Annotated in this window: 23 protein-coding genes; 5 read left to right on the top strand and 18 right to left on the bottom strand. The window is 63.8% G+C overall.

Features of this window, described 5'->3' with window-relative positions:
- Nucleotides 1–771 carry an enoyl-CoA hydratase/isomerase family protein gene (locus E4S58_RS17255; protein WP_136637712.1) on the bottom strand — a complete coding sequence of 257 codons (771 nt, stop codon included), beginning with the start codon at nucleotides 769–771 and terminating at the stop codon, nucleotides 1–3.
- Between the two features lie 195 nt (nucleotides 772–966).
- Here E4S58_RS17255 and E4S58_RS17250 point away from each other — a divergent pair, with 195 nt between their 5' ends.
- A complete protein-coding gene (locus tag E4S58_RS17250) occupies nucleotides 967–1941 on the top strand; it encodes a Bug family tripartite tricarboxylate transporter substrate binding protein (RefSeq protein WP_136637711.1) in 975 nt (324 codons plus the stop codon).
- A gap of 46 nt (nucleotides 1942–1987) precedes the next feature.
- Nucleotides 1988–2773, top strand: coding sequence for an SDR family NAD(P)-dependent oxidoreductase (locus E4S58_RS17245; protein ID WP_136637710.1), 786 nt, complete (start codon nucleotides 1988–1990; stop codon nucleotides 2771–2773).
- Here the strand turns inward: E4S58_RS17245 and E4S58_RS17240 are convergent.
- Complete coding sequence (locus E4S58_RS17240; protein ID WP_205965416.1) at nucleotides 2770–3393, bottom strand: TetR/AcrR family transcriptional regulator; 624 nt, start codon at nucleotides 3391–3393, stop codon at nucleotides 2770–2772. The two genes, E4S58_RS17245 and E4S58_RS17240, sit on opposite strands and share 4 nt — an antisense overlap.
- Nucleotides 3394–3451: 58 nt before the next feature.
- Nucleotides 3452–4384: a LysR family transcriptional regulator gene (locus E4S58_RS17235; protein WP_136637709.1), complete on the bottom strand. Its 933-nt coding sequence runs from the start codon at nucleotides 4382–4384 to the stop codon at nucleotides 3452–3454.
- 105 nt (nucleotides 4385–4489) lie between these two features.
- Here E4S58_RS17235 and E4S58_RS17230 point away from each other — a divergent pair, with 105 nt between their 5' ends.
- Together E4S58_RS17230 and E4S58_RS17225 are read left to right on the top strand one after the other, a co-directional pair.
- Nucleotides 4490–5566 carry an LLM class flavin-dependent oxidoreductase gene (locus E4S58_RS17230; RefSeq protein ID WP_136637708.1) on the top strand — a complete coding sequence of 359 codons (1077 nt, stop codon included), beginning with the start codon at nucleotides 4490–4492 and terminating at the stop codon, nucleotides 5564–5566.
- 19 nt (nucleotides 5567–5585) lie between these two features.
- Nucleotides 5586–6386: a flavin reductase family protein gene (locus E4S58_RS17225; protein WP_240789602.1), complete on the top strand. Its 801-nt coding sequence runs from the start codon at nucleotides 5586–5588 to the stop codon at nucleotides 6384–6386.
- Between the two features lie 163 nt (nucleotides 6387–6549).
- Here E4S58_RS17225 and E4S58_RS17220 read toward each other — a convergent pair whose 3' ends face one another.
- Genes E4S58_RS17220 through E4S58_RS17190 form a run of 7 tightly spaced genes read right to left on the bottom strand, consistent with a single transcriptional unit; the run spans nucleotide 6550 to nucleotide 14362 of the window.
- Complete coding sequence (locus tag E4S58_RS17220) at nucleotides 6550–8184, bottom strand: flavin-containing monooxygenase (protein WP_136637706.1); 1635 nt, start codon at nucleotides 8182–8184, stop codon at nucleotides 6550–6552.
- A gap of 41 nt (nucleotides 8185–8225) precedes the next feature.
- Entirely contained in the window at nucleotides 8226–8717 is a 492-nt protein-coding gene (locus tag E4S58_RS17215; protein WP_169052720.1) for a flavin reductase family protein, read from the bottom strand.
- A 28-nt stretch (nucleotides 8718–8745) separates the two neighbouring features.
- The gene (locus E4S58_RS17210; RefSeq protein WP_136637704.1) at nucleotides 8746–9273 is read right to left on the bottom strand and encodes a nuclear transport factor 2 family protein; all 528 of its coding nucleotides are present in this window, start codon (nucleotides 9271–9273) and stop codon (nucleotides 8746–8748) included.
- Nucleotides 9270–11387 carry an acetate--CoA ligase family protein gene (locus E4S58_RS17205; RefSeq protein ID WP_136637703.1) on the bottom strand — a complete coding sequence of 706 codons (2118 nt, stop codon included), beginning with the start codon at nucleotides 11385–11387 and terminating at the stop codon, nucleotides 9270–9272. The genes E4S58_RS17210 and E4S58_RS17205 overlap by 4 nt, the downstream gene beginning before the upstream one ends.
- Complete coding sequence (locus E4S58_RS17200; RefSeq protein ID WP_240789601.1) at nucleotides 11380–12270, bottom strand: SMP-30/gluconolactonase/LRE family protein; 891 nt, start codon at nucleotides 12268–12270, stop codon at nucleotides 11380–11382. The genes E4S58_RS17205 and E4S58_RS17200 overlap by 8 nt, the downstream gene beginning before the upstream one ends.
- Nucleotides 12271–12326: 56 nt before the next feature.
- Nucleotides 12327–13547, bottom strand: coding sequence for an ABC transporter substrate-binding protein (locus tag E4S58_RS17195; RefSeq protein ID WP_136637702.1), 1221 nt, complete (start codon nucleotides 13545–13547; stop codon nucleotides 12327–12329).
- 56 nt (nucleotides 13548–13603) lie between these two features.
- Nucleotides 13604–14362 (bottom strand): SDR family NAD(P)-dependent oxidoreductase, encoded by a 759-nt coding sequence (locus E4S58_RS17190; RefSeq protein WP_136637701.1) that lies wholly within the window; start codon nucleotides 14360–14362, stop codon nucleotides 13604–13606.
- 241 nt (nucleotides 14363–14603) lie between these two features.
- On the opposite strand from E4S58_RS17190, the gene E4S58_RS17185 reads away from it, so the two are divergent.
- Entirely contained in the window at nucleotides 14604–15383 is a 780-nt protein-coding gene (locus tag E4S58_RS17185) for an IclR family transcriptional regulator (RefSeq protein ID WP_136637700.1), read from the top strand.
- Between the two features lie 14 nt (nucleotides 15384–15397).
- Here the strand turns inward: E4S58_RS17185 and E4S58_RS17180 are convergent, their stop codons facing one another.
- Genes E4S58_RS17180 through E4S58_RS17145 form a run of 8 tightly spaced genes read right to left on the bottom strand, consistent with a single transcriptional unit; the run spans nucleotide 15398 to nucleotide 23424 of the window.
- The gene (locus E4S58_RS17180; protein ID WP_240789600.1) at nucleotides 15398–16327 is read right to left on the bottom strand and encodes a branched-chain amino acid ABC transporter permease; all 930 of its coding nucleotides are present in this window, start codon (nucleotides 16325–16327) and stop codon (nucleotides 15398–15400) included.
- Nucleotides 16327–17205, bottom strand: coding sequence for a branched-chain amino acid ABC transporter permease (locus tag E4S58_RS17175; RefSeq protein ID WP_136637698.1), 879 nt, complete (start codon nucleotides 17203–17205; stop codon nucleotides 16327–16329). Before E4S58_RS17175 ends, E4S58_RS17180 begins: the two co-directional genes overlap by 1 nt.
- A gap of 2 nt (nucleotides 17206–17207) precedes the next feature.
- A complete protein-coding gene (locus E4S58_RS17170) occupies nucleotides 17208–17930 on the bottom strand; it encodes an ABC transporter ATP-binding protein (RefSeq protein WP_136637697.1) in 723 nt (240 codons plus the stop codon).
- Nucleotides 17920–18684, bottom strand: coding sequence for an ABC transporter ATP-binding protein (locus tag E4S58_RS17165; RefSeq protein WP_136637696.1), 765 nt, complete (start codon nucleotides 18682–18684; stop codon nucleotides 17920–17922). Before E4S58_RS17165 ends, E4S58_RS17170 begins: the two co-directional genes overlap by 11 nt.
- A gap of 24 nt (nucleotides 18685–18708) precedes the next feature.
- The gene (locus E4S58_RS17160) at nucleotides 18709–19872 is read right to left on the bottom strand and encodes an acyl-CoA dehydrogenase family protein (protein ID WP_205965415.1); all 1164 of its coding nucleotides are present in this window, start codon (nucleotides 19870–19872) and stop codon (nucleotides 18709–18711) included.
- A gap of 2 nt (nucleotides 19873–19874) precedes the next feature.
- Nucleotides 19875–20651, bottom strand: coding sequence for an enoyl-CoA hydratase/isomerase family protein (locus E4S58_RS17155; protein WP_136637694.1), 777 nt, complete (start codon nucleotides 20649–20651; stop codon nucleotides 19875–19877).
- A gap of 11 nt (nucleotides 20652–20662) precedes the next feature.
- Nucleotides 20663–21787, bottom strand: a complete 1125-nt coding sequence (locus E4S58_RS17150; RefSeq protein ID WP_136637693.1) for an acyl-CoA dehydrogenase family protein — start codon at nucleotides 21785–21787, stop codon at nucleotides 20663–20665.
- On the bottom strand, nucleotides 21784–23424 hold the full coding sequence (locus E4S58_RS17145) for a long-chain fatty acid--CoA ligase (protein WP_338101537.1): 1641 nt from the start codon (nucleotides 23422–23424) through the stop codon (nucleotides 21784–21786). The genes E4S58_RS17150 and E4S58_RS17145 overlap by 4 nt, the downstream gene beginning before the upstream one ends.
- Between the last annotated feature and the right edge of the window lie 36 nt (nucleotides 23425–23460).

Here is a 23460-nt window from a genome sequence, read left to right as displayed (position 1 = left end):
TCAGCGCCCCGTGAATTTCGGTTCGCGCTTTTCAAGGAAAGCCATGCGCGCTTCCTTGGCGTCCTCGGTCTTGGACAGGGCCATGGTGTAGTTCTGTTCCATCCGGTAGGCATCGCGCTGCGGCATGTGTTCCACGAGGGTCAGCGCCTGCTTGGCATAGCGGATCGCAAGCGGGCTTTTCGACGCGATGTCCTGCGCGACGCCCATGGCTGTCGGCAGCAGGTCTTCCTGCGTCGTCACGGCCTCGATGATGCTTCGGTCCAGAAGTTCGGCCGCGGTCAGCCGCACCCCGGTCATGAACATCCGGCGCATGGTCGACCGGCCGAACAGGGTGTTGAGCATCGAGGCGCCGCCGGCAAGGCCGACGTTGATTTCCGGCATGCCGAAGGTCGCGTTTTCGGACGCGTAATAGATATCACAGGCGGCCATCAACCCAAGGCCCGCACCCAGTGCAGCGCCGTTCACCGCGGCGACCACCGGCTTGGCGCATTCGCGGATGGCATTGCCCGTTTCACGGGTGATGCGGTTGTGTTCAAGGAAGTCGCCGGGAACGTCCTGATCGGGCCGATCCTTCAGGTCCGCACCGGAACAGAACACCTTCCCGTTCGCGGTCAGCACCGCGCAGCGGATATCATCCCGGGCGGAAATTTCATCGAAGGCAGAAATGATTTCGGCGCGCGCCTTCCGGTTCAGCGCGTTCACCGGCGGGCGATCGAGCGTCACGACAGCCACATGGCCGTCCAGATCGAATCGCAGCGTTTCGTAAGTCATGTTTTCTCCTCCGCTAGGGCTCTCCATACCCTGACTGACCAGCCGGTCAGCCCAATAGGTAGCACCCGGCAAAATGGCTGACAACAGGAAATTCAAGATTGACTGACTGTCCGGTCAGTCCTAGCGTCTATGCATTCATCCGTGGCAGCTACCTACGGAGAACGGGTTTAAAAGCCTGAAAATGGAGGAGAAATTATGTTCAAACTGACTCGCCGTGCCGCGATTGCTGCGGTTGGCGCCACCGTCGCGCTTGGCCTACCCCAGGCTTCAGTCGCCCAATCAGACGAACCGATCACCCTTGTCGTGCCCTATGGCGGCGGCGGTCTAATCGACGGAATCGTCCGGCAGGTTGCCGACATGATGACCACCGAGCTCGGTCAAACCGTCCTGGTGGAAAACAAGCCCGGCGCGAATGGAATCATCGGCGCATCCTATGTCGCCGCGGCCAAAAACGACGGTCTGACCTACCTGATCGGGGCAACCGGCCCGATCTCTCTCAACATCCTGCTGCGCCCGAACCTGCCCTATGGGTTCGACAGCTTTGAACCTGTGGCCACGATGCTCAGCGGTCCGCTGACGGTGACAGTACCGACCGCGATCGGCGTGGACACGATCGAAGGTCTGGCCGATTACGCCAAGCAGACCGGCAAGCCGCTGCGCTACGCGACGCTTGGCCCCGGCAGCGTGACCCACCTGTTCGGCCTGACCCTGAAGAAGGAACTGGGCGTCGAGATGAACGATGTCGCCTACCGCAACAACCCGTCAAGCCTTGTCGATATGATCGGCGGCCAGAACGAGCTGAACTTCTCGTCCCCGATTTCGCTGCTCGAACATCAGAAGGCCGGCGACATCAAGATCCTCGCAGTGACCACGCCCGAGCGGATGGAGCAGTTCCCCGATCTGCCGACGACGACCGAACTCGGCTTTCCGAGCCTGGTGTCGTCCTTCTGGTTCGGCGTGATGGCACCGGCCGGATCCCCGGACGAGATGACCTCCAAGGTCAGCACTGCGGTCCAGAACGCGATGCAGGATCAGGACCTTCAGGACAAGATGTTCAAGGTCGGGATGACCCCCCAGGTGGGTGGTGCGGACGCCCTTCAGGCCCAGTTGGACAGTGACAAGGAGTTCTGGGGCAAGGTCGTCACGGACAACAACATCACCCTAGAATGACATCTGATACAAAGGATCGCGCCGGGGCAGCCCGGCGCGCACCATCATGAGCTGGCTGAACCTCGAAAACCGCATCGCCTTCGTCACCGGCGCCGCCGGCGGCATCGGCAGTGCCATCGCCCGCAGCTTCGCCGCCGAAGGCGTGAGGCTTGCGATATTCGACCGCGACGCCGACGGCCTTGCGCGCACGGCCGAGTCCCTTGGGCCCGGCCATGTCGCGCGGCCCCTTGATCTGTCGGACACCGCGTCCATCGCTCCGACACTCCGGGCCGCAGCCGAAACCTCAGGCGCCCCGACGATCCTGGTGAATGTTGCCGCGATGTCCCTGCCATCGGCGCTGGCCGATGTCAGCGAGGCGGATTTCAACCTCCAGATGACCGTCAACATGACGGCGGCGTTGCTGACGGCGCAGACGTTCCGCAAGCTCCGCGCACCCGGGCAGCCCGGCGCAATCGTCAACATCTCGTCCATCGCGGCCACGCACGCGGTTCCGCTTGGGTCCGCCTATTCGCCCGGCAAGGCGGCCTTGTCGATGCTGACCCAGCAACAGGCCGTGGAATGGGGGCCCGAGGGCCTTCGCAGCAACATGGTCAGCCCTGGGCTGATCCTGACGCCCCTCAGCGAACGGTTCTACGCCGACCCCATGGACAGGGAAGCCCGCGAGAACGTGGTGCCGTCCCGTCGGATCGGAACGCCGCAGGACATCGCGGACGCCGTGCTGTTCCTGGCCAGTGACCGGGCCGATTACGTGAACGGTGCGGAAATCCTGGTGGACGGAGGCTTTACGCGAACGCTGATGACCCACATCCCTCGGAAGCGGATGGCGGACTAGCGCTTTGCCAGGCCCTGCAGCAGGATGCCGAAGTACGCGTCCACGATCTGCGCTGCGGTCATTTCCTTCTTCGGGTTGTACCAACGGTGCATCCAGTTGATACCCGACAGGATCAGACGGCCGGTCATGGCGGGATCGATCTCGTTGAACTCGCCGTTGTCGACGCCCTCGCGGATCAGGTCCCGCAGCGTGTGTTCCAATTGGGCCCGCCGTTCCATGCGTTCGGCCTGGCGGTGCCGGTCCGGATCATTCCAGAATGCGGTGCTCGCCGCGATCCAGGCCCATCTGTATTCCTGGAAGAACTCGGCCATGGCGATCATGAACGCACGGACCTTTTCGGCCGCCGTGCCCTGCTCGGGAATGCGTTCGATGACAAAATCGTTCAGACGCCGCGCCGACCGCGTCGCGATCTGGGCAAAGAACTGATCCTTGCTTTCGAAATGATGGTACAGCAGCGCCTTCGACACGCCCGAGGCCTCGGACACGTCCCGCATGGTCGCGGCGTCGAAACCCTTTTCTGCGAAAATGCGCGCGCCGACTTCGAGGATTTCCAGGACGCGGGGGCTGTAGGCAGGTGCATCACCTTCCCCGGATATCATGGATTTCGGATCGTCCTTCATGCTCAGCAGCCCTTGATCGCAACGGTCAAAACAGCTTACGGCGTGACTGACCGGGCGGTCAATGCCGCGGCGCAACATTATCGGTCAGCCCCGCAAACCGTTGCCACGAGGCAGCAACAAAATCGAGGTACACGCGCAGTTTCGTGGGGACCTGGACGGTTTCCAGGAAGGTTGCGAAAATACCTTCCTCGAATGTTGCGTTTGTCACGCGGACGTCCGGAAGTAGGCGCACCAGCCGACCTTCCCTCAGGTCTTCGGCCACCGTGTATTCGTCGAGAAGGGCGATGCCATGCCCGCGCCTTGCGGCTTCAAGGATCACCTGGCCGTTGTTGGATGCAAAAGCCGCCGAAATAGCGATCTCTTCGATCTCGCCGCCTTTCATGAACCGCCAGTATGCCGTGTCCGGTCCCAGGATGTAGGGCAGGCAGGCATGGTGCCGGATGTCGGAGGGCGCAGTCAGCGTCGGCGCCTGCGCCAGATACTCGGGCGACGCAATCAGGACCCTTTCGCTGGCGAAAAGACGACGGCGCATCAGACCGGCCTCCTGCGGCGGCGCAATCCGGAAGTCGAGGTCGAATCCGTCTTCCCGCAACCGGGCGGGCCGTTCCGACAGGTGAAGCTCCACGGTGACCTCGGGATAAAGCGCGGCGAAGTCGCTTTGCAGTTTGGCCAGGACCGCGATGCCGAACATCGTGCGGGAATGCACCCGCAAGACGCCACGCGGCACATCCTGAAGCGACGCGGTGTCGGCTTCGGCGGCGCGGATGCTGGCCAGGATGCCCTCGGCGCGCGCGACGAAGGTTTCCCCTGCCTCGGCCAAGGTCAGGTTCCGTGTGGACCGGTGCACCAGCGTCACGCCAAGATGCGCCTCCAGGTCCGACACATGCCGGGAGACGCTGGCTGGAGACAAGTTGAAGCGACGGCCGGCGGCCGAAAAACTGCCGGTTTCCGCGGTCGCCACCAGAAGCTCCATCGCTCTCAGCTTGTCCATCGCTTTTCCATTTTACGAAAAGGTGTTGATCGATATTACCTTATTAAGGCGAATTTCAAAAGAAGTTACCTTGGGTCCGACAGTTGCACCAAGGGAGGAATCGCAATGGAGTTCGGTGTTTTCACACTCGCGCAGCAGCGCAACTACAAGCAGAGCTCGAAAGAGGTCATCGACAACTCGGTCGAACAGACCGTGCTTGCCGAGCAGGCAGGCTTCGACGCCGCCTGGTATGCCGAGCACCACTTCAACAACTACTCCCTGTCGCCTTCGCCGCTGATGACGGTGGCGCATTGCGCAGGCAAGACGTCGAAGATCCGGCTGGGCTCTGCCGTCTGCATCCTGCCGCTCTATCACCCTGCGCGTTTCCTGGCCGAGGTCGGCTTTGTGGATACGGTATCGAATGGTCGGCTCGAGCTTGGCATCGGGTCGGGCTACCAGGAATTCGAATTCGAGCGCTTCGGCACCAACCTGGCCGAGGCCGGCCCGATGTTTCAGGAATACATGGACCTGATCCCGCTGGCCCTGAAAGAACACATTTTTGAATACCACGGCAAGTACCTCGACATCCCGCCCAGCTCGATCTCGGTCCGCTGCGTGCAGGATCCGATGCCGCCGATCTGGGTGACCACCGGCAACCCCAAGGTGCGCGAGCGTGCGATGAAGGAAGGGCACAACCTGTTCGTCACCGTTCTGCATGGCGATCTGGACGCGATCCGGGGCCTGCGCGACAAGCTTCAGGACTCTGCAGACGCCGCCGGTACCAACCTTGATGACACCAAAGTTGGCTTCCTTCGCTGCGGCTATGCGTCGGACAACAAATCAGAAATCGAAAGCTACCTTGACAGTGCCCGGTTTGCCCGCCGCCTGTCGGAAAGCCTGCGGGACCGCCGCCAACAGACCGATGACGGTTATCTTATGCAGGAGGTGCCGCTGAACAAGGAAATGAGCCTGGACGAAATGGCCGCCAACCTGCCCGTGGGCAGCGTGAATCAGGTCATTGACCGGATGCTGGCCGAGATCGAGATCCTCAAGCCAAAGCACATCGCGCTTCAGACCCAGCTGGGCGATTTCGACCAGAAGACCATGCTCAAGCAGATCGAGCTTTGGGGCGACACGATCATCCCGGCGATCAAGAAGGCGCTTGGCACTGAAACTGTGACGGCCAAGGCCGTCAACGCGTGACGCCATGCGCATCGTCCTGATGAAAGATACCCCGCCGCGTCTCGAGGCACCGGAGGACTTCAAGCAGTTCTCCATCGCCCTCGACGAACGGCTAAGGTCCAGCGCGATCGCCGCGCTGGCCCCGGTTGCCGAGCCGACGTCGGACGCCGTGACCCATGCCTGGGTGCGACCAGACGCAATCCGCGCCCTGTCGTCCATGGCCGGGGATCCGGCCTGGACCGAGGACTTTGGAAAGATGTGCGCCTATGCGGAAAGCAAGGGCTGGACAGGACCGAAAGGGGCGATCAGGGCCCATATCGACCTGATCCCTGCAACCCATCCCGTCAGCCCCGACGACTTCCGCAATGCGATGCGCAAGTTTGCAAGCGGCGTCTGCATCGTTGCCAGCGGCGAAGGGGACGACCGGCGGGGCATGACCGTCTCGGCTTTTACCTCGGTCTCGGCCGAACCGCCGATGGTTCTGGTCTGTCTCAACCGGTCGACGTCGTCGCATGACCCGATCAGCACCGCCCCGGTGTTCAGCGTGAACATCCTGAGCGGGCTGCAGGAAGACGTCGCCCTGACCTTCGCCGGGCGCACCGGCCTGCGCGGGGCAGACCGGTTCGACGACCAGTGGACAAGTTCAGAGACGGGCGCGCCTGTGCTGACGACCTCGCACCAGACCCTGGTCTGCACGCCGATCTCGGCGCAGATCGCAGGCACGCATACCGTGCTGATCGGACAGGTCATCGCGACCAGCGACGCCAGCGAAGGCCCGGCGCTCATGAACTATGACGGGGTGATCAAGGCGACTTCTGCGGCGCCTGCGACCCTGCAATGAACGAAGCGCGTTCCCTCCCGTTCGCGCAACGTAGCGAAGGCCGATCCTGATCCGGCCTTCACATGTCACAGCCCCGCCCGGCCTACCGGGACGGGGCTGTTTCTTGTCCTGAACCGTAAAAAATGGCGGACAGGACGATGCCTGCCCGCCAGTGTCGTACAGATTACGACAGGGAGGATTCGAGTTCCTTTTCGAAGGTCAGGCCGGGATAGCCGGCGGCCTTTGCCGCCTGGCAGTGGGCGCGATAGTTGTTGAAGCCGCCGATATACATCGACAGGCCCGTCGGCTTGCCCTTGACGTTCGATCCGACCCACCACGTCTGGGCCTTGCGGATCAGCGACGGCTCGGCCAGGCGGAACACCTCGTCCATCCAGCTGTCCACCGCCTTCTCGGTCACTTCGACCGAACACAGGCCTTCACGCTTCATGTGGCCGACAAGGTCCGCGGCCCAGTCGACGTCGTTCTCCGCGATGGTGATCAGGTTGGCCAGCGCGGCAGGGCCGTTCGGCCCGCTGGTCGCGATCATGTTCGGAAAGCCGTCGACCATCATGCCCAGGTAGGACCGCGGACCCGAGGCCCACTTGTCCTTCAAGAGCGCGCCGTCCCGTCCGACCACCTCGAACGCCAGCAGGGCACCGGTCAGCGCGTCGTAGCCGGTGGCGAAAATGAGCATGTCCAGTTCGGTTTCGCCAGACTCGGTCCGGATGCCCTTTTCGGTGATCTCGACGATCGGATCCTTCAGGCAGTCCTTCAGGTGCACAGTCGGCAGGTTGTAGGTCTCGTAATACTCGGTATCGAGACAGGGACGCCGGGCGAAGATCGGATAGCCCTTGGGCTTCAACGCCTCGGCGACCTCGGGATCCTCGACGATCTGGCCGATCTTGTCGCGCACGAAATCCGAAACCTGATCGTTGGCGGCCTGGTTCGACAGCAGATCCGAGAAACAGGCGAGGAACGTGTGTCCGCCGTCCTGCCAGGCGTGCTCCATCACGTCTTTGCGCTGCGACGGCGGCAAAGAAAAGAAGGGGCGTGTCGACACGGGCCGCGTGCCGCCCGTCGGGTTCATCTTCATGGCCTGCCGCATGGCCGGATAGTTCGCCTTCATCTCGGCCAGGTAATCCTCGTCAAGATCGTGGTTCCGCATCGGCAGCGTCCAGCTCGGCGTGCGCTGGAAGACATAGAGTTCGCCCGCCTTGCGTCCGACTTCCTGGGTGATCTGGATGCCGGTGGACCCGGTGCCGATCAGGCCGACGCGCTTGCCGGTAAAGTCGATCTCCTCGTGCGGCCATTTCTGGGCGCGATAGATCGGCCCCTTGAACCTGTCGATACCGGGGATGTCGGGATCCTTGGGGATCGACAGCGGGCCTGTCGACATGATGCAGAAAGGTGCCTCGAGCACCGCGCCGTCATCGGTCGTGCAACGCCACAGTTTCTGTGCTTCGTCCCACTTCGCGCTGGTGACACGGGTGTCGAAACGGAAGTCCTTGCGCAGGTCCAGCCGGTCGGCGACGAAATTGGCGTAGGCCAGGATTTCGGGCTGGCCCGCGAATTGTTCCGACCAGCTCCACTCCTGCTGCACCTCGTCCGAGAAGCCGTAGGAATAGTCGACCGACATCAGGTCGCAGCGCGCGCCCGGATAGCGGTTCCAGTACCACACGCCACCCACGTTGCCGCCGGCCTCGATGCCGACGACGTTGTAGCCTTCCTCGCGGAATTTGTAGACGGCGTACATGCCGCCGAAGCCCGCACCTACCACAATCACGTCGACGCGTTCCGCGCCCTGACTGGTCTTGCTCATGATCTGCTCCTCCGGTCTGATCTGAACTGCGCCTGCCCGCCCTACTCGGGGGCGATGCGACGGAAGAACCCGTCGCGATAGAGCAGCGCATTGGATTCCGTACTCGTGACGGCCACGACGCGGCCGAACAGGACTTCGTGCGTGCCATGCGTCAGCGACTTTTCCAGCACGCAGTCGAACGAACTGACCGACGACGCGAGGATCGGGACACCGGTCTTCAGCGTGGTCCAGCTTGCCGATCCCAGCCGGGTCTCTCCCTCAAGCCCATGGGTCGAGAAGGTGCGGGCAAGGTCTGACTGCTGTTCGCTGAGAAAGTTCACCGCGAAGGTGCCGCTCTCCTCGATCAGGCGCAAAGCCCGGGCCTGGCGGTTCACGCACACCACCACTGTCGGCGGTTCGGTCGTGGCCGAACAGATCGCGGTTGCCGTCAGCCCGTTGCGGGCGGTGCCCGACCTCGCGGTGATCACGGCGACGGGCGACACGACGCGACGCATCGCGTACTTGTACTCCGCTTCGGAAACCGCGTCCTGCATATGTGCCGCTCCGGGTGAACTCATACCGCTAGCTTCGTGTCGGCCAGATCGCGTAGATCGGATCGTCGGGATGGTCACCGCCGATCGGTGTCCGCGGACCGAACCGTTCTGCTTCGCCCTCTGACGGGGGCTGCTGATGATCGACCCAGTCATAGACGACCGTCCGTTTCAGCACCCGCCACTCATCTTTGCGCTTTTCGAAAAGATCGCAGTACCGCCCGCACAGCAGGACCTGACGTTCGACGCCGTCGGGCCCCGTCCCGCGCTGATAGGCGATAAAATAGGTCTCGACCGCCGCTTGCCCGTTCCCGATGAACTCGATCAGGATGTTGCCGACGTTGTGGATGTTGCGCGGGCCACGAGCCCAGGTCGCGCGCACCTGTTCGAAAAATCCCGATACCGGGCCATCGTAGGCCCCGTGGCTGTCGTGCGCATCGGGCCAATAGGACGACAGCAGGGCCGCTTCGTCCGCGCGGTCGATGCCACGGCAGTACCGGTGGATGCAGTCGCGGATCGCCTCCTTGTCGAACAGCGCTTCGAGTCTGGGATCGCTCATGCCCCCTCCTCCGGTTTCAAGTCCATCAGGGCGTCCAGCGCCATCACGCCCTGCCCGTCGGGAAGGACACGCACGGGGTTGAGGTCGACACCCGCGATCCGGTCCCGGTGTGCCGACGCAAAGCGGGACAGATCCGACAAGAGCTGCGCCAGCGCCTGGATGTCCGCCGGTGCTTCGCCCCGGACCCCTTCCAGCACCGGATAGCCGCGGATCTCTCGGATCATGCGGTGCGCCTCGGCCAGGCTGAAGGGCGCGACGCGGAAGGTCACATCCTTGAGAACCTCAACGAAGATCCCGCCAAGTCCGAACATCACCACCGGTCCGAATGTCGGATCATCGTGCACACCGACAATCGTTTCGACCCCGCCCTTGATCATCGGCGCTACCAGCACGCCCTCGATCCGGGCCGAAGGCACCTTTGACGCGACCCGCTGCAACATCTCTTCCGCCGCCGCCCGCACCTCCTCGGCCGAGCCGAGCCCGAGGGCGACGCCGCCGACTTCGGTCTTGTGGGCGATATCCGGGGAACAGATCTTCATCGCAATCGGGAACCCGAACCCCGAAGCTGCCTCGGCCGCTTCACCGGGGGTGGTCGCCAGACGTTCGTCTGCAAAGCGCAATCCGGCCCTTCGCAGCACCGCCTTGGCCGTGGCCTCGCTCAGCGGTCCCTCCGGCAGGTCTATCGGATCGACCGGGTCGATCCGGTCACCGTCCTGGGCGAAGGACTTGCCGAAACTGACCAGCGCCCCGAAGGCCCGCGCCAGTTGCGCGCCGTCCTCGTAGACAAGGAACCCGTCGGCTTCGTAGTCCGCCACCACGTCGCGCGGTGCGGACATGGTCAGTCCGCGAATGCTGTCGCCACGGGTCGACAAACCCTCCATCAGAGCGTCGCGCAGCGGTTTGGCAAAGCTCTGGCTGGACGGGCCGGTTCCAAGGATCGCCGAGAACATGTCGTATCCGCCCTTCTCCATCATCGCCTTCACGAAAGCAGTCAGGATCTCCCAGTCGCTGACCGCCTGGGCAGTCGCATCCACCGGGTTGACCGGAGAGGAAAAGGGCAGCAGCGCCTTCAAGTCGGCCTGCGCCGCGTCGGGCATCGGGGCCACGTCCAGCCCCGCGTCCGAGCAATCGTCGGCCAGCTGGATGCCGAAGCCGCCGGACATGGTGAAGATGCCCACCTTGTTGTCTGTCGGAAAGCGTCCCTGCGCGGCGGCATAGGCGATGTCGATCTGTTCGGCCGTGGTGCGCGCGCGATAGACCCCGTACTGGCGCAAGACCGCGTCGAATACGGCGTCCGACCCGGCCAGCGAGGCCGTGTGAGACGCAGCCGCCTTGGCCCCCACATCCGTCCGGCCCGTCTTCATGAAGACGATCGCCTTGCCGGTTTGCCGCGCCCGGTCCAGCGCCGCGCGGAACCGGTCACCATCGGCGATCCCTTCCGCATAGGCCATGACCACACGGGTTTCGGGCTGAGCGATCGCGTGCTCCAGCGCCTCGGCCAAGGTGATGTCCATCTCGTTTCCGGTGGTGATGAACTGGCTCAGGCCCAGCCCACGCTCCCGTGCGAGATGCGCCAGGTGGGATCCGTAGGCACCGCTTTGCGACACGATCCCGACCGGCCCGGGCTGGATGAATGCGCCGTCCAGGATCACCGAAAAGGTGCCATAGTAGCCAATCCCGGGGTTCATCACGCCAAGACAGTTGGGCCCAAGCAGCCGCATCCCGCCGTCGCGGGCAACCGACGCGATCTTGTCCTGCAGGTCGGCCCCCACCTCGTCGGCCTCGGCAAAGCCGGCCGAGAAGACAACGCCCGATCGAACGCCGCGGGCGACGCAGTCTTCGACCGCCTTCAAGGTCGCCTGCGCAGGCAACGCCAGGATCACCGTGTCCGGCACTTCGGGCAGGTCCGCGACCGAGGCATAGGCCTTTAGCCCCTGCACCTCGTCGCGTTTCGGGTTGACCGGATAGATCGCCCCCGCAAAACCGGCCTCGCGCATGTAGCGCAACGGACGGCCACCGATCCGGCGGACGTCATCCGACGCGCCGATCACCGCCACGCTTCTGGGTGAGATCAGCGACGCGAAAGCGCCAGAGACCGGGCGGACATCATCCATCAATCTTGAACCTCGGTTCGGGAAGGCCGGTCACGCCCAGACCTTCAAGTGCGAAAAGGTGACCCCCATAGGGGTGCCGCGAAATGGCCCGTCCTGACCCCGAATCCTTGATGGACGTCATGTAGAGCGTGGTCATCTCCGGACCTCCGAAGGACACGCAGCTTGGCATGTCGACCGGTGCCTCCACGAGGCGGTCGAGCTTGCCATCGGGGGCGAACCGCCCGATCTTGCCGGCGTGGACCAGCGCCACCCAGATGAAGCCTTCGGCATCCACCGTGGCGCCATCGGGTCCAGACCGGTAATCGCGCGTGTCGATATGCGCCCGCGGCTCGGTCAGGGGGTCATCGGAGGCGGAATAATGGTAGGCCCGGATCTGCCGGTCCAGGCTGTCCGAGAAATAGAATGTCTCGCCGTCGGGGCTGAAACAGATCGAATTGGAAATACGGATGCCCGAGGCCAGACGGTCGGTCACGCCCTTGCCCGTCACCCGCACCAGCTCTGCCACCGGGTCTGCCTGCACGCCCATGGTGCCGCAGACAAAACGCCCCTGTCGGTCGACCTTGCCGTCGTTGAAGCGGACCCGATCATCCATCGGTTCGGGACGGTACAGCGCATCGACAGCGCCGGTCGCCACGTCAGCCAGGTAAATGCCGTCGCGCAGCCCGGTGATGACCCGGCCCACGTCCTCGGTCAGCCCGACGCAGCCGACCATCGACGGCATCTGGATCTCGCCGATCGTGTTCTCGGCATAATCGAGGTACCGGATCAGCCGCCGCACGCCGTCGACCCAGTACAGCCGACCAATACGGTCATCCCAGACCGGGCTTTCGCCTAGCATGTCGGGCGTGTCGGCGACGCGGGTGGCAGTGATTGTCAGGGTCATGGCAGCACCGTCTTCTGGAAGTGCGCGGCCCGGTTGTCCGGGCCGCGCAGCGCCGATCACTTGTTGACCAGCGGGCACGCGCTGTCGGACAGCGGGGCCCAGACGTCTTCGGCAGGCAGGTCGCCGATGACCTTGTAGTAATCCCAGTCCCCCGAGGATTCCGCCGGGGTCTTCACCTGGACCTGCACCATGTCCCGGTAGATCACGCCGTCTTCACGGATCGTAGCCTTGGTGAACAGGTCGTCGATCGGGATCTCACGCATCTTGGCCATCACGTCTGGACCTGCGTCCGACCCTGCGGCCTCGATGGCCTTCAGGTAGTGGTTCACGGCCGAATAGGTCACGGTCTGCGACTCGTTTGGCTTGCGGCCGTTCATCTCCGCGCTCCACTTGTCCGAAAACGCGCGGGTTTCGTCGCTCTGGTCCCAGTAGGCCGGGGCCGACGCGATCAGGCCCTGCATCGTTTCAAGCCCGATGCCGTGCACGTTGTTGACCTGCATGCCAAGCGGCGCAAGCTTCTGGCCCGCCTCCGCGATACCGAACTCCTTGGCCTGCTTCAGCACGTTCGCCAGGTCGGAGCCGGCGTTGGCGATGCCGATCACCTTGGCCCCCGAGGCCTGAGCCTGCAGCAGCTGCGACGAGAAGTCGGTCGCGCCAAGCGGATGCAGGATCGACCCAAGCACCTTGCCGCCATTGGCTTCGATGAACTTCGTCGCGTCTTCCTGCCAAGCCTTGCCGAAGGTGTAGTCGACGGTGATGAAGTACCACTCGTCCAGCCCTTGGGCGAGCTGCGACATCACCGACCCCTTGGCCAGCGTGTAGGTATTGTAGGCCCAGTTGGTGTTGTAGGGCGTGCACTTGGAGTTCGTGGTCTCGGTCGTGGCCGTGCCCGCGATCATGTAGGGTTTTTCATGCGTCGCCATGACGTCGGTCACGGCCAATGCAATGGACGATGCCGAACAGCCGACGATCGCATCGACGCCTTCGGCCTCGACCCATTTCAGCGCCTGCGCAACGCCGATGTCGGGCTTGTTCTGGTCGTCGGCGATGACGACCTCGACCGGCATCCCGTTGACCGACCCGCCGTGATCGGCAATGGCCATTTTCACCGAAGTGACAGAGCCCGCGCCGCAGTTGTCGGCGTAGGGCCCGGACTGGTCGTTCATCACGCCGATCCGGATCACACCATCGGAAATTTCGGCATGGGCCTGAACGGATGTCAGCGCCGTGGCCGCAAGCAGGGCTGCCGACAGCCCGCCTTTAGTGAAGTAGTTCATGTCTTACCTCCCAATATTGTGGACGGCCCTCCTCTTGGCCGCCCTGTTTGCCCCGCCTATGAAAAGGCGTAGGTTATTCCTCCGTCGACGAAGAGCATGTCGCCGGTGATGAAAGACGCCTCCTCCGAGGCAAGGAACACGGCCGCGTCCGCCATGTCGGACGGCTTGCCGAGCCGACGGATCGGGATGCGCTCGCGCCGCCTCTCCCACCCGTCCTCGGTGACGACGCGCATGGCACCGTCGGTCTGCGTGGGTCCGGGGGCTATGGCGGTGACACGGATGTTGTCTGGTCCGAACTCTGCAGCGCCCGACCGGGTCGCAGCTGCAACTGCCGCCTTGATGGCGCTGTACATGATGCCATCCTTCATCGCGATCACGGCTGACGGCGAGGCGATGTTGACGATCGCACCGCCCCCGGCCTCGCGCATCTGCGGAATGACCGCCTGGTAGCCCCAGATCACGCCCTTGAAGCCGACGTCGATCATCAGGCCGATGGTCTTTTCGTCCTGCGCTTCAAGCGGGCCATACCGGTTGTACATCGCGTTGTTGACCAGCAGCGTGACGGGTCCGAATTCCGCCTTCAGCGCGTCGGCCGCGGCGAAAATGTCGGTGCGTTTTGCCGCGTTCCCGACAATCGGCATCGCCCGACCGCCCGCGTCGCAGATCGTCCTGGCGACGTCATCTGCGATCTCGGTCTTGAGGTCGAACACGCCGACCGCGGCACCTTCGCGGGCGTATGCTTCGCAGATGGCCCGGCCGATACCCATGCCGCCACCGGTCACAAGTGCCACTTTGCCGCGCAGCCGTTCAGACATAAATCCTCTCCCTTCGCAAACGCGTGATGCGCTGCGATATCTTGCTTCCAATTCGTGTCAAAGTGCGGGTCTTCGGGGCCTCCGACCCCGGTCCGGCCTGTCGCCGGCGAACCGCCTTCTCCCGGGGCTTCCTCGTGCCCCTCCTGGACTCCAGCTTCTCACGCCCGGTTGTGCGAGACCATTGTTTTGTGTATGTGGATATGACTTTCACATTTCTGAAATTCAGAACGAAGCCACCCCCATGAGCGATGCTACAGTCAAGTCCGCGGCCCGTGCCTTCGAAGTCCTCGAACACTTCCGGATCGGCCGTCAGCCACGCTCCATGTCGGAAATCGCAGCCTCGCTCGACTACCCGCTTTCCAGCACCACCGTCTTGCTCAAGACATTGGTAAAGCTGGGGTATCTGAACTACGACCGGCGCGACCGGGTCTATTTTCCGACCACGAAGGTTTCGACCCTCGGCGAGTGGATTCCCAAGGTCCTCTTCGGCTCCGGCCAGGTGCTGGATGCAATGTACGACCTGCACGCCGAAACCGGCGAAGGGGTGTTCCTGGGCGCGAAGAACGACGTCTACCTGCAATATATCCAGACCAAGCCGTCGATCCATGCCCTGCGATTTCATATCGACGAAGGCACGATCCGCCCGATCACCAAGTCCATCGCCGGTCTCGTCCTGCTGTCCACCATGCCCGCCGAAAAGCTTGAGAATACCGTGCGACGCGCCAACATCGCGACCGCCGAACCGGCGAGCCGCATGAAACTGGCGGACATCCAGGCCGAGATCACCAAGATCCGTACGCAGGGGTACGGTTATGTCGAGGACCTTCCCTTCGAAGGCGGTGCGACTCTGGCCATGCTGCTGCCGGTTCTGGTGCAGGGTCAGCCGATCACGCTGGCACTTGGCGGTGTGACGGAAAGGTTTCGACGCCACCAGGACCGGTATCTTACAGCGCTGCACAAGGCCGTCCGGTCGATCCGCACCGACCCGGATTTCGATAACCCGGTGCAGATCGAACTCTGACGCACGGCGCGGCATCACTTGGCGCGCCTTGCCTTCATCCTCCGGACCAGGGCGCCGGCCTCGCCGACCACGCCACGCCTCAGGAAGAGGATGACGAGGATCAGGATGATCCCCTGCGCGATCAGCGCCCATTCGCCGAACTGCGCCAATTCGTCGTTCATCAGGATGATGATCCCCGCCCCGACCATGGGACCGGTCAGCGTGCCCAGACCGCCCAGCAGGGTCATCAGGATGACCTCGCCCGACACGGTCCAGCTGACATCCGTCAGCGTCGCGAACCCGAAGACGGTGGCCTTCAGCGCGCCGGCGAACCCGGCCAGGCCGGCCGAAATCGTCATGGCGAGGATCTTGAACCGTTCGGGCCGGAAGCCCAGGGATTCCACCCGCGGCTCGTTGTCCCGGATCGCCTTGAGGATCTCGCCGAAGGGCGAATGCACCACGCGATAGACCACGAAGATCGCCAACACCGTCATCGCCAGCACGAAGTAGTAGAACGTTCGGCTGTCCGAGATGTCGATAATGCCGAACAGATGCGTGCGCGGGATGCCCTGCATGCCGTCCTCGCCGCCGGTAAACTCGGACTGCAGCAGCAGGAAATAGACGAACTGCGCGAAGGCAAAGGTGATCATCGCAAACTGGATGCCGGACCGGCGCACCGCGACGAATCCCACGAAGGCACCAAGCGCGGCCGAGACCAGAGCCGCGGCCATAATTGCCAGTTCGATCGAGATGCCGGTGGTCTTCAGGATCTGACCGGCAATGTAGGCCGACAGGCCCAGGAACATCGCCTGCCCGAAGCACAGCAACCCGACATAGCCCAGCAGCAGGTTGAACGAGGCCGCGAAGATCACGAAGCACAGGATCGTCATCAGCAGCACGGGGTAGACGAAGAACGGGGCCGCAAGCGCCAGCGCCGCTCCGATCAGGATGAGGGCGATCCGCATCAGTTTTTCCCCCCTGAGAACAGCCCCGACGGCCGGAAGATGAGCGCCAGGAGCATGATGAAGAAGATGACGAGGTTCGCGCCCTCGGGGTAGAACACCTTGGTCAGCCCCTCGACGATGCCCAGCAGGTAACCGGTCAGGATCGCGCCAAGGATGGACCCCATCCCGCCGATCACGACCACCGCGAAGATGGTGATCATCAGGGTCGATCCCATGGAGGGCGACACCTGGTAGATCGGCGCCGCCAGCACGCCCGACAGACCCGCCAGGCCGACCCCGAAGGCATAGGTCAGCGTCACCATCCGGGGCACGTTGATGCCGAAGCTTTCGACAATCTCGGGCGACTGGTTCGCCGCGCGGAGGTAGGCGCCCAGCTTGGTATGTTCGATCAGAAGCCAGGTGGCGAGGCAGGTGACCACCGAAAACACCACGACCCAGAGACGGTACCAGGGCATGAACATGAACCCGAGGTTCACGCCGCCCGGAAGCGGCGAATTGTAGGGCAACCCGGTCGATCCATACTGCTGCCGGATCAGCCCTTCGATCACCAGTGTTGCGGCATAGGTCACCAGCAGCGAATACAGATGGTCCAGATTGGCGATCGGTTTCAATATCAACCGCTCCATCACCAGGCCGAAACAGGCCACGACCACCGGCGCGATGACCAGGGCGCCCCAGTAGGGCACGCCCAAATAGTTCAGCAGCAGCCAGGCGACGAAGGCCCCCAGCATGTACTGCGCGCCATGCGCAAAGTTCACCACGTGCATGAGGCCAAAGATGATCGCCAGCCCCATGGCCAGCATCGCGTAGAAAGAGCCGTTGATGACCCCGATCAGAAGCTGACCGAACAACAGCTGCGGCGTGATCCCGTCGAACATGGTCACACTCCCAAATAGGTCTTCACGCGGGCCACATCGGCCGCGAGTTCATCGTTGGTCAATTGATCGACCACCTGTCCGTGTTCGATCACGACATGCCGGTCGGCAATGGCGCGTGCGAAGTTCAGGTTCTGCTCGACCAGCAGGATGGTGTAGCCTTGGTCCTTCAGCCGGCGGATCTGGTTGCCGATCTCCTTCACGACGACCGGGGCGAGCCCCTCGGACGGCTCGTCCAGCAGCAGAAACCGGCAGCCGTTTCGCAGAATGCGCGCGATGGCCAGCATCTGCTGCTCACCCCCCGACAGCTGCGTGCCGCCGGAAGATGCGCGGGCGCGCAGGTTGGGGAAGCTGGTCAGCAGGTCCTCGTCCGTCATGCCGCCCTGCACCAGGCGCGGCGGCAGGGTCAGGTTCTCTTTCACCGACAGGTCGGCAAAGATCCCGCGTTCCTCGGGGCACCAGGCGATGCCCTTGCGCGCGATCTGGAAGGTGCGCAGTCCGATCAAGTCTTCCCCGTGGAACCGGATCGATCCCTTGCGGTTCTTCACGATACCCATGATCGACCGCAGCGTGGTGGACTTGCCGGCGCCGTTCCGCCCGATCAGCGTGACCAGCTCTCCCTTGTTGACTTCGAAGCCGACGCCGTGCAGTGCTTGGCTTTCGGCGTACCAGGCCTTCAGGTTCTCGATCTTCAGCAGCGGTTCTGCGGATGACGTATCAAGCGGCATCGTCGACACCCCCCATGTAGGCTGCAATCACCCGTTCGTCCGAGGAGACCTCGGCATAGGTGCCCTCCATCAGCACCTGCCCAGCCTGCAGCACCGTGATCCGGTCCGACAGGTCCGACACGACGGACAAGTTGTGTTCCACGATCAGGATGGTCCGTCCCGCCGACACCTTGCGGATCAGCGCGGTGATCGGTTCGATATCCTCGTGACCCATGCCCGCCGTCGGTTCGTCCAGCAGCATCACCTCCGGCTCCAGCGCCAGCGTGGTCGCGATCTCGAGCGCGCGCTTCTTGCCGTAGGACAGCTCGGCCGATGTCATGTCGCGCGCGGCAGACAAGCCGACCTGCTCCAGCAGCTCTTCAGCGCGCTGGTTCAGCGAATAGATCGACCGGATCGGGCTCCAGAACCGCCAGGCGCTGCCATGGCCGGACTGCAGGGCAACCCGGACGTTTTCCAGTGCCGTCAGTTCGGTGAAGGTGGCGCTGATCTGGAACGACCGCGCCATCCCCTTGCGGGCCACGTCCGAAGTCCGCAACTTCGAGATATCTTCGCCATTCAGGATGATCTGCCCGGTCGATGGCTGCAACGTCTTGGTCAGCAGGTTGAAGCAGGTCGTCTTTCCCGCCCCGTTCGGCCCGATCATCGCGTGGATGGACCCGCGCCTGATCTGCAGATCCACGTCCTTGACCGCCCAGAAGTCGCCGAACCTCCGGCCTATCCCCTTGGCCTCAAGGGCAAATTCACTCTGTGCCATCCGTCTCCTCCCCTCGTGCTCGATCTACCCCGGCAGACCAAGCACCCCCTTTGCAAGAACGCCCCTCTGGATCTCGTTCGAGCCGCCGAAGATCGCAGGCGCCCGGCTGTCGAGATACAGGTTCATTGCATCCACATCGCCCTCTCCAGTGGGCAGGTCGTCCCAGTACCGCGCATCCTCACCCGCGACGGTCAGCATCTCTTCGGTGATCCGCTGGTACAGCTCTGAACAGAAGATCTTGAGCACCGACACGTCAGGGCCAAGTGTGCCGCCGGCCCGTAACACCCGCGCAAAGCGTTCGAAAGCAGACCCCAGATCGTAGAGATCCAGCCGCAGCTTGGCATAGCGCGCCACGAACCCCGCATCGTCGAAGGCGCCACGGTCGCGGGCCAGCCGTTCAAGCCGCCTGATCGCGTATTCCGGACGGGACGGCGCACCAAGGAAGATGCGCTCGTGCCCCAGCACGGCCTTGGCCAGGGCCCAGCCCTGATCCACCTCGCCCACCACGTTGGCGGAGGGGACATGCACGTTGTCGAAGAAGACCTCGCAGAAATCCGTCTCCTGCCGTAGGTTCGGGATCGGGCGGACGGTCACGCCGGGCGTGGTCATGTCGACCAGCATTACCGTGATCCCGTTCTGCCGCTTCGGCCCGTCGCTCGACGTCCGGGTCAGCAGAAGGATCCAGTTCGCGCAATGCGCCAGGGTGGTCCAGATCTTCTGCCCGTTGACGATGAACCCGTCGCCATCCGCCACCGCCGAGGTCCGCAGCGACGCAAGGTCCGACCCGGCGTTCGGTTCCGAATAGCCCTGGCACCAGACGTGTTCACCGCTCAGGATCTTGGGTAGGAAGAAGGCCTTCTGTTCCGGCGTCCCGTATTGGATCAGCAGCGGCCCGGTCAGGCCGATGCCATGGTCGGGAATGCGCGGGCAGCCGAGGCGCGCCCATTCCTCGACATAGACGATGTGCTTGCCCGCATCGAGGCCCATGCCGCCGTATTCCTGCGGCCAGACAGGCGACAGCCAGCCCTTCTCAGCCAGCAGGTGGTACCACTCGGCCACTTCGTCGAAGACAGGGCGCTGCTTGCGCATGAAGCGCAGCCCGGACGGACAGTTCGCGTCCACCCACTCCCGGAAGATCTCCCGGAAGGCGTCGTCGCTCAGTGCGTTCCAGTCCTGCTGCGCCTCCATGGTCATTCGTCCTGGAAAACGGCCGGACGCTTTTCAAGAAAGGCCGCCATGGCCTCTTTGCTGTCAGCGGTGCCGGTCATTTCGACGGTCAGGTTCTGTTCGAACCGGTAGCCGTCCTTCAGGCCCATGGTCTCGACCGTGTTCAGCGCGCGCTTGGCCAGCTTGATCGCCGTCGGGGATTTCGAGGCGATGTTCCTCGCCATCTCCATCGCGGTGTCCAGCAGCTCTTCGGGTTCGACGCAGGCTTCGATCAGGCCACGGCGGTACAGCTCTTCGGCCGGGACGCGATAGCCGGTCAGCACCATGCGCCGGGTCAGGCCGATCGGGAAGACGCGCATCGTGTGGCGCACGCCGCCCATCAGGCCGATGTCGATCTCGGGCAGGCCGAAGACGGCGTTCTTTGACGCCACGATGATGTCGGAACAGATCGCCAGACCCATGCCCGCACCAAGCGCCGGGCCGTTCACGGCGGCGATGACGGGGATGTTCATCTCCATGATGACAAAGCCCACTTCGCGGGCGCGGCGCAGGTGACGGTTGATGTCACCGGGGGCCCAATCACTCTGCTTGGAACGGCCCTTGATGTCGGCGCCGGCCGAAAACACCTTGCCTTGGGCGGTCAGGACGACGCAACGCACGCCCTTCTTGTGGTTCAATTCGTCGAAACAGGCGATCAGCTCTTCCATGAAGTCCTTGGACTGCGCGTTCACCGGCGGAGCATCCAGCGTGATGACCGCGACGTGATCCTTGATCTCGCATTTGATCATGTTGTTTTCCATGTCCTGTCCTTTCAGGCCGCGACGCCTTCGCGCGCCACGAATAGCAGGCGCAGCTCTTCCGGCTGGCCCAGGGTTGCATTCAGGGCCACGGCCCGTTTCATGAAAAGCCCGATGTCGCAGGCGTCGGTGAAACCCATGGCGCCATGCAGATGGATCGCCCGCCGGGTGATGGTCACCGCCGCGTCGCCGGCCCGTGCCTTGGCAGCCAGGATCGCCAGATCCGCCGCCTTGCCTGGCCCGTCCGCCAGCGTTTCGACCGCGTTCACCACAGCGGCCTGGGCGAATTCCGCATCTGACCACATGTCGACCAGCCGATGTTGCACCACCTGGAAGGACGCGATCGCCTTGCCGAACTGCACACGGTCGCGGGTATAGGCGACGGTGCGGTCGATCGCTTCGGCCGCGATGCCTGCCATTTCGGCCGCCAGCGCCAAGCGGGTCGTCGCCACGGCCGCCTCGAGCGCCGCACGGGCCGAATTGCCCCGCGCCAGCACCGCATTGCCCGGAACCTTGACATCCCGGAACGTCAGTTGGCCCAGCTGGGCCCCGTCCAATGTCGGGGCCGCATCCACGCTCAACCCGCCAGCCCCGGCCGGAACCGACAGCAGCATCCAGTCACCGCCCGCCTCGGCAAGCACGACGAAATCCGTCGCCGATACAGGCGCGCTGACATGGCAAAGGGCGCCGGTCAGCACCGTGTCCTCGCCATGGACCCGCGCCACCAGCGGGGCCGGAGCGCCATCACGCCCCTGCCAGGCCGGCGAGACGATCGCGGTCCCGGCGATCAGCCCGTCAGCCAGCCGGTCCCGTTCTGCGCCGTCGCCCTGCGCAAGCAGGACACCGGCAAAAACACTCAGCTGCGCCAGCGGCTCTGAAATCAGCGCCCGGCCAAGCGCCTCGCTCAGCACGGCCTGCTCGGCCACGCCCAGCCCGGCGCCGCCGATTTCCTCGGGCAGGTGAAGACCCAGCCATCCAGCCTCGGCCATGGCGGACCAGACCGTCCGGTCCAGGTCCTGCCCGGCGTCGCGGCGCGCGCGAAAGCCCTCGGGTCCGTCAAAGCGCTCGGCAAAGCCCGCCACGCTGTCGCGCAGCATTTCAAGCGTGCCGTCGGGATCGTCCAGCATCAGCCCGCTCATTCCGCCGCCCCCCGGTTGCCCGTTGCCACGTCCGGCAGCACGTATTCCGCATAGGCTTTGCGCAGCACCATCTTCTGAAGTTTCCCCGTCGCCGTATGCGGCAGTTCGTCGACGAACACGACATCGTCCGGCAGCCACCAGCGCGCCACGTAATCGGTCAGGAAATCGCGCAGCGCCGCCTTGTCCGGCGCGTCGCCCTTGGGCACGACGACCAGCAGTGGCCGTTCCTGCCACCTGGGATGCGGCACGCCCACGACGGCCGCCTCCGCCACCTGCGGATGCCGCATCGCCGCGTCTTCGAGGTCGATCGAGGAAATCCATTCGCCGCCCGACTTGATCACGTCCTTCGCCCGATCGGTGATGCGCACAAAGCCGTCGGGATCCACCGTCGCGATATCCCCGGTCGAAAACCAACCCTCGGCATCCGGACCCGTCCCCTCGCCTCCGAAATAGCCCGAGGTGACCCAGGGACCCCGAACCTGCAATTCGCCCGGCGTGTCGCCGTCATGCGCCAGCACCCTGCCCTCGTCGTCGATCAGCCGAAGCTCGACCCCGAACATCGGGCGCCCACCCATGCAGCGCAGGTCGAACCGCGCCTCTTCGCTCAGCGCGTCGTGTTTCGGCAGGGCATGGGCGACCGTGGCCACCGGCCCTGTCTCGCTCATCCCCCAAGCCTGGAAGGCGTGGATGCCCAGATCGTCCAGCTTGCGCATCAGCGACTTGGGCGCGGCCGATCCACCGACGATCAGCCGCTGCATCATCAGCTCGGACTTCGCATCGGCACCGGTCTTTTCGATATGGTCCAGGAACCCCATCCAGACCGTCGGCACGCCAAGCGAGAAGGTGCAGCCTTCGGTCTTGGCCAGCTCGTAGAGGCTTTTCCCGTCAAGGTTCGGCCCCGGCAGCACCAGCTTGGCCCCACACAGAGGAGAGCCGTAGGGCACGCCCCAGGCATTCACATGAAACAGCGGAACGCACAGCAGGGTCGCGTCACGGCTGGACAGCGCCAGACCGTCGACCTGACACAGCATCATCGCGTGCAGCAGGGTCGAGCGGTGCGAATACAGCACGCCCTTCGGATTGCCCGTCGTCCCCGAGGTATAGCACAGCCCGGATGCGGTATTCTCGTCGAAGACCGGCCAGTCGAATTCGGTCGGCTCGGCGGCCAGCAGGTCCTCGTAGCACAGCGATCCCTCTGGCATTCCGGCCATGTGATCGGCATCCGTCAGGGCGACATAGGTCTTTACATGATCCAGTGTCGGGCGCAGATCCGCGACCAGCTTGTCAAAGGTGATGTCATACATCACGACCTTCGCGCCGGCGTGGTTGATGATGTAGGTCAGCTGTTCCGGAAACAGTCGCGGATTGACCGTGTGCAACACCGCCCCGATGCCGGAAACCGCGTAGTACAGCTCAAGATGGCGATGCGTGTTCCAGGCCAGCGATGCCACGCGGTCGCCGGGTTTCACGCCCATGCGGATCAGGGCATGGGCCAGCTGCCGCGAGCGATGTGCAAGCGTACGGTACGTATCCCGGCGAAGGCGGCCTTCGCAGGTCCTGGACACGATTTCCCTGTCAGCGTGATAACAGGCCGCGTGTTCAAGCAAACTTGAAATCAGAAGCGGCCGCTCCTGCATCAGACCAAGCATATGGCCTCCTCCCTATGGGGGCAG

The organism is Pseudooceanicola onchidii (genome assembly GCF_004959925.1).
Classification (GTDB): Bacteria; Pseudomonadota; Alphaproteobacteria; order Rhodobacterales; family Rhodobacteraceae; genus Pseudooceanicola; species Pseudooceanicola onchidii.
The sequence above is the reverse complement of the archived record's forward strand: the minus strand, read 5'-3'. Positions and strand labels throughout refer to the sequence as shown.

Excerpts from the sequence above, each read along its gene's own strand:
- E4S58_RS17190 (WP_136637701.1), bottom strand. The coding sequence starts at position 14,362 with ATGTCTGAACGGCTGCGCGGCAAAGTGGCACTTGTGACCGGTGGCGGC.
- E4S58_RS17250 (WP_136637711.1), top strand. The coding sequence starts at position 967 with ATGTTCAAACTGACTCGCCGTGCCGCGATTGCTGCGGTTGGCGCCACC.
- E4S58_RS17220 (WP_136637706.1), bottom strand. The coding sequence starts at position 8,184 with ATGAGCAAGACCAGTCAGGGCGCGGAACGCGTCGACGTGATTGTGGTA.
- E4S58_RS17240 (WP_205965416.1), bottom strand. The coding sequence starts at position 3,393 with ATGAAGGACGATCCGAAATCCATGATATCCGGGGAAGGTGATGCACCT.
- E4S58_RS17200 (WP_240789601.1), bottom strand. The coding sequence starts at position 12,270 with ATGACCCTGACAATCACTGCCACCCGCGTCGCCGACACGCCCGACATG.
- E4S58_RS17170 (WP_136637697.1), bottom strand. The coding sequence starts at position 17,930 with ATGCCGCTTGATACGTCATCCGCAGAACCGCTGCTGAAGATCGAGAAC.
- E4S58_RS17245 (WP_136637710.1), top strand. The coding sequence starts at position 1,988 with ATGAGCTGGCTGAACCTCGAAAACCGCATCGCCTTCGTCACCGGCGCC.
- E4S58_RS17185 (WP_136637700.1), top strand. The coding sequence starts at position 14,604 with ATGAGCGATGCTACAGTCAAGTCCGCGGCCCGTGCCTTCGAAGTCCTC.
- E4S58_RS17255 (WP_136637712.1), bottom strand. The coding sequence starts at position 771 with ATGACTTACGAAACGCTGCGATTCGATCTGGACGGCCATGTGGCTGTC.
- E4S58_RS17210 (WP_136637704.1), bottom strand. The coding sequence starts at position 9,273 with ATGAGCGATCCCAGACTCGAAGCGCTGTTCGACAAGGAGGCGATCCGC.
- E4S58_RS17150 (WP_136637693.1), bottom strand. The coding sequence starts at position 21,787 with ATGAGCGGGCTGATGCTGGACGATCCCGACGGCACGCTTGAAATGCTG.
- E4S58_RS17180 (WP_240789600.1), bottom strand. The coding sequence starts at position 16,327 with ATGCGGATCGCCCTCATCCTGATCGGAGCGGCGCTGGCGCTTGCGGCC.
- E4S58_RS17235 (WP_136637709.1), bottom strand. The coding sequence starts at position 4,384 with ATGGACAAGCTGAGAGCGATGGAGCTTCTGGTGGCGACCGCGGAAACC.
- E4S58_RS17215 (WP_169052720.1), bottom strand. The coding sequence starts at position 8,717 with ATGCAGGACGCGGTTTCCGAAGCGGAGTACAAGTACGCGATGCGTCGC.
- E4S58_RS17160 (WP_205965415.1), bottom strand. The coding sequence starts at position 19,872 with ATGGAGGCGCAGCAGGACTGGAACGCACTGAGCGACGACGCCTTCCGG.
- E4S58_RS17155 (WP_136637694.1), bottom strand. The coding sequence starts at position 20,651 with ATGGAAAACAACATGATCAAATGCGAGATCAAGGATCACGTCGCGGTC.
- E4S58_RS17175 (WP_136637698.1), bottom strand. The coding sequence starts at position 17,205 with ATGTTCGACGGGATCACGCCGCAGCTGTTGTTCGGTCAGCTTCTGATC.
- E4S58_RS17145 (WP_338101537.1), bottom strand. The coding sequence starts at position 23,424 with ATGCAGGAGCGGCCGCTTCTGATTTCAAGTTTGCTTGAACACGCGGCC.
- E4S58_RS17195 (WP_136637702.1), bottom strand. The coding sequence starts at position 13,547 with ATGAACTACTTCACTAAAGGCGGGCTGTCGGCAGCCCTGCTTGCGGCC.
- E4S58_RS17230 (WP_136637708.1), top strand. The coding sequence starts at position 4,490 with ATGGAGTTCGGTGTTTTCACACTCGCGCAGCAGCGCAACTACAAGCAG.
- E4S58_RS17225 (WP_240789602.1), top strand. The coding sequence starts at position 5,586 with ATGAAAGATACCCCGCCGCGTCTCGAGGCACCGGAGGACTTCAAGCAG.
- E4S58_RS17165 (WP_136637696.1), bottom strand. The coding sequence starts at position 18,684 with ATGGCACAGAGTGAATTTGCCCTTGAGGCCAAGGGGATAGGCCGGAGG.
- E4S58_RS17205 (WP_136637703.1), bottom strand. The coding sequence starts at position 11,387 with ATGGATGATGTCCGCCCGGTCTCTGGCGCTTTCGCGTCGCTGATCTCA.